Annotated in this window: 4 protein-coding genes; all 4 read right to left on the bottom strand. The window is 69.5% G+C overall.

All coding sequences use genetic code 11. The features are described 5' to 3' along the window. Positions 1-264 precede the first annotated feature (264 nt). Entirely contained in the window at positions 265-1,410 is a 1,146-nt protein-coding gene (locus tag ACIQ8J_RS35795; protein ID WP_403278311.1) for an ABC transporter permease, read from the bottom strand. Positions 1,411-1,553: 143 nt separating this feature from the next. Beyond that, on the bottom strand, positions 1,554-2,288 hold the full coding sequence (locus ACIQ8J_RS35790) for an ABC transporter ATP-binding protein (protein ID WP_403278312.1): 735 nt from the start codon (positions 2,286-2,288) through the stop codon (positions 1,554-1,556). Beyond that, a complete protein-coding gene (locus ACIQ8J_RS35785; protein WP_403608149.1) occupies positions 2,285-3,493 on the bottom strand; it encodes an efflux RND transporter periplasmic adaptor subunit in 1,209 nt (402 codons plus the stop codon). Before ACIQ8J_RS35785 ends, ACIQ8J_RS35790 begins: the two co-directional genes overlap by 4 nt. Then, positions 3,490-3,990, bottom strand: a complete 501-nt coding sequence (locus ACIQ8J_RS35780) for a hypothetical protein (protein WP_403278315.1) — start codon at positions 3,988-3,990, stop codon at positions 3,490-3,492. Before ACIQ8J_RS35780 ends, ACIQ8J_RS35785 begins: the two co-directional genes overlap by 4 nt. Positions 3,991-4,163: the final 173 nt, after the last annotated feature.

The raw sequence follows: 4,163 nt of genomic DNA, 5'->3' as shown, positions 1-4,163 counted from the left end.
ATTACAAGGGTCTCGCCAAGACCCACCTGCAACACGTACTCACCGCGATGGCCCTCAACCTCGTCCGCATCGACGCCTGGCTCAACGGCACCCCACTCGGCGGTAGCTGGACCTCACGCCTCGACACCCTCCGAACGTCCCTCTCACCCCTGTGAATTGACCAGCAGAGTCGCCATGGGGGTCACCTCAATTCGTTGTTGTCCTGGAACCGGCACACTCCCCTGGACTCCCGCGCGGCCCAGGGGAGTTGACCGGCGAGCCGGCTCACGGCGCCTGCAACGCCAGCGTCGGGGACAGCCGGGCCGCGCGTACCGCCGGATAGAGGCCGGCGACCGTGCCGATGACCAGGGTCGCCGCGAACCCGCCCGCCACCGCCCAGGGCGGCACCACCCACGGCATTGAGCCCGACGCGGCGTAGATGCCGGTCGCGGCGGCGCCCAGGATGACGCCCGCGACCCCGCCGAAGCCGGACAGGAGCAGCGACTCGGTGACGAACTGGATGCGGATCTGGCCCTTGGTGGCACCCAGCGAGCGGCGCAGGCCGATCTCGTGGCGCCGCTCCAACACCGATATGATCATGGTGTTGGCGACGCCGACCCCGCCGACGAGCAGGGCCACTCCGCTCAGCCCGAGAAGGAGGTTGGTGAATGCCCCCTCGGCCGCGGCTTTCGTCTTCAGCGCCTCGGACGGGTCGCTGATGCCGACGAGTTCGGGGTGCTCGGGATTAGCGGTCTTGCCCAGGCTGGAGCGTACGTCGCTGACCGCGTTGCCGGAGCGTTCGTAGATGGCGCCGGGGTGGCCGTCGAAGACCATCTGCCGCTGGGCGTAGTCCCAGCCGACGAGGGCGGAGCGCTCCAGGTCGGGAGAGTTGGGCAGAGAGCCCATGATGCCGATGACCGTGAAGTACCGGTCCCCGATGAGGATTTGGCCGTCGGGTCGGCTCACCCCGAGCCGGTCGGCGGCGACACCGCCGAGGACGACCGCTGGATAGCGGCCCGCGGCGCTGTTGAGCCAGGTGCCGCTGCCCAGTTTTCCGCGCAGCGTCTTGAGCACGTCTCCCTGGGCTGCCTTGACCGTGATGCCGTTGGTCTCGGTCTTGGGGACGAATTCGCTGCGCCAGACGTTGACGTTCTTGAGGTCGCCGGTGGTGGCGATGTCCTGGACCCCCGGGATGCGGCTGATCATCCCCGGGGCGTCCTTGGGCAGGCGTATGTCCTGATTGCGGAGCATCGACTGGCCCGACGAGACCACCAGGAGATTGGTGCCGAGGCGGTCGAGCTCGTCCATCAGCTTGGCCTTGCTGGAGGAGGAGACGCCGACGACCGCGATCACCGTGGCGATGCCGAGTGCGATGCCGAGTGCGGAGAGCACGACGCGCATGGGGCGGCCGCGCAGGCCGGCCGAGCCCACGTGCAGGACGTCGCGCGGGGAGAGCTGGGAAACGGTGAGGCGGTCGGCGGGTCGATCAGCGGGTCGGCTGGCGGGTCGGTCGGTGGATTGATTGGTGGATCGGTCAGTAGGCCGGTCGGTGGGTCGATCGGTGGGACGGTCCCTCATCGCGGGCCCCCCTGATCGGCGGCCGCCAGTCGTGGGCCTCCCCGGTCGGCGACCACCAGGCCGTCCTTCAGGCGGACTTGGCGCGGCAGGCTGTCGGCGATCTCGTTGTCGTGGGTGATGACGGCGATGGTCGCGCCGTCCTGATTGAGGTCGTGGAGGATTTTCATCACGGATTCGCTGGAGGCCGAGTCGAGGGCTCCGGTGGGTTCGTCGGCGAGCAGCAGATCGGGCTGGGCCACCACCGCGCGGGCGATGGCGACGCGCTGCTTCTGGCCGCCGGACAGCTCGTGCGGGCGGTGCGTCATGCGATCGCCCAGGCCCACCCGGTCCAGGGCTTCGGCGGCCCGCCTGCGGCGCTCGGCCCGGGGCAGCCCCGCGTACAGGAGGCCCGCCGCCACGTTGTCCCGGGCCGTGAGGCCCGGCTGCAGGTGGAAGGCCTGGAACACGAAGCCGATGTGCCGGGCCCGCAACGCCGAGAGTCGCCGGTCGGAGAGCTTGGCGACGTCGTGGCCCGCGATGCGTACGCTGCCGGTGGTCGGCCGGTCCAGGGTGCCGACGATGTGCAGCAACGTCGACTTTCCGGAGCCCGACTGACCGACGATCGCGAGGAGTTCGCCCTCGGTGACGGTCAGATCGATGCCGCCCAGCGCGCTCACGTTGCCGGGATGCCGCTTGGTGACACCGCGCAGCTCCACGACGGGCGCCGGGGGAGGAGGTACGGGGCTGCTCATATCTTGGGCACCCCGACCTGCTGGTTCTCGCGCAGCTCCGGTCCGCTGACCTCGACCCTGCCCTGTCCGAACAGGCCGAGTTTCACCTGTACGTCGCGCACCTTGCCGTCCTCGACGACCTGGACGCCGAACCCGCCGTCGGAGAAGACAACGAGGGAGTTGACCGGGACGGTCAGCACGTTCTTGTGGGTCTCGCCGGTGAAGCGGACGGTGACCGGTGCCTGGTCGATGCCGTCGACCTTCTTCGCGTCGTCGAAGGAGATCAGGACCTCGACCTTGGGCGTCTTGTCCGTGCCGTTACCACCCGCGCCCGACTTGCCGTCGCCGGAGGGAGTGTCGACGGTCTTCCCGATCGAGGAGACGCTGCCCGACGCGTTGGTGCCGCTGGGCAGTTCCACGGAGACTTTTGTGCCGGTCTTCAGGCGGTTCGCCGCGGATACGTCCATCTTGACCTGCACGATGCGGTCGGTCCCGGTGACGGTCAGCACCGTGCCGCCGGACTGCACGCGGTCGCCCACGGCCACGGGACCCTGGCCCGTGGCTCCCGTGCCGGGCGCCTTGACCCGTACGGAACCAGGAGCGAAGGCGATGTCCGCCGGGCCGACCGTGCCGGTCTGCTTCATGGCGTGGTGGTCCTGCCAGCGTTTGACGGCAGCCGTCGTGCCGGAGGTGAAGGTCTGGTCGTCGGCCAGCCCGTCGCCGTAGCCCAGCGCCCGCAGATTCGCCTTCAACTGCCGCGCGTCGTCGCCCTTGACGCCCTCCTTCAGCTCCCGGTACACGGGCTCGGCCCCGTACATCAGCCGCACCGGCCGTCCGTCGAGTTCGTAGAGCGCCTCGTCGCGGGAGACCGTGGAGCCGTTCGCGACGAGTTTGGTGAGCACGCCCTGGCTGCCCGCGGCTACTTTGCGTTCCTTGCCGTAGCCGAGGGTGGCGTCCGCCTGGCTGCCGTCGCTGATGTGGCCGCGGGTGACGGGGGCGGTGGCTTTGGGTACGCCGGTGCTCTGCCCGGTGCTGTGGGTGCCGGTGCCCGTCAGGGAGGTGGCGGCGACCGTGGCGCCGGTGATGACGACCAACGCGGCCAGGCAGATCAGGAACGTCCTTCTGCGGCCGCCCGTCCGGGCGTGGCCCGCCGTGGGGTCGTCCGTCGCTGCTGACTCAGGCGGTGCCGCCTGCTCTTCCGGAGCCTGCGACTCGTGCACGGTCACTGCTGGCCCTGGACGCCGTCGAGGATCAAGTGGCCGCACTTCTTGGAGGCCTTGTCCCACTGGTCCTCCTTCCCCGCTGGAGCGTAGACCGGCTTGTTGCCCTGGTTCGGGTCCGGGTCGGGATAGTCGAGGCCCTCCTGCGCATGCACTGGGCGAACTTGAGCTGCCCGTCGGGGATTGGACTTGGGCTTGTTGAACACCTGGCTGTCGCCGGTGTTACAGGCCTGCACCGCCGCTTCGACCTTCTTCTGGTCCTGGCCGGGGGCGATGAGGTCCTTGGTGCCGCTCTTGCTGCCGCCGCCGTCCGAGCCCGGCTGGACGCCGTGGTCCCGCAGGCACTGCGCGAACTTCACTTGTGTGTCGTCGCCCTTGCCCGCGGCGCTGTCCGACGAGTCGCCGCCGGACGAGCTGGAGCAGGCGGCCGTGGTCAGGACGAGCCCGGCGGCCAGGCAGGCGGCGGCGGTGTGGCGGCGCAGGCGATGCGTCATGCTACTCATGGGACACCCTTCTCGGACTTCTCGGAACGGCTCCGCGATCTCGCCGGGGAGCCTGGCCCAAGGGGGGATTTCGTTTCTCTAAAGGCTGTCCCGTAAGCGATCTTGGGAATTGAGGAGGAGGTGTTCGATGGTGGTCCCTGCTGCTCGTCTATCCGGCGAGGGCGAGGTTGTGG

It is taken from the genome of Streptomyces sp. NPDC094147, assembly GCF_044764265.1.
Lineage (GTDB): Bacteria > Actinomycetota > Actinomycetes > Streptomycetales > Streptomycetaceae > Streptomyces.
This window is presented reverse-complemented; position numbering and strand designations above follow the sequence as displayed.

What these genes read in the sequence shown, in the direction of transcription:
- ACIQ8J_RS35790 (WP_403278312.1), bottom strand. Translation starts at nt 2,288, where the DNA reads ATGAGCAGCCCCGTACCTCCTCCCCCGGCGCCCGTCGTGGAGCTGCGC.
- ACIQ8J_RS35780 (WP_403278315.1), bottom strand. Translation starts at nt 3,990, where the DNA reads ATGAGTAGCATGACGCATCGCCTGCGCCGCCACACCGCCGCCGCCTGC.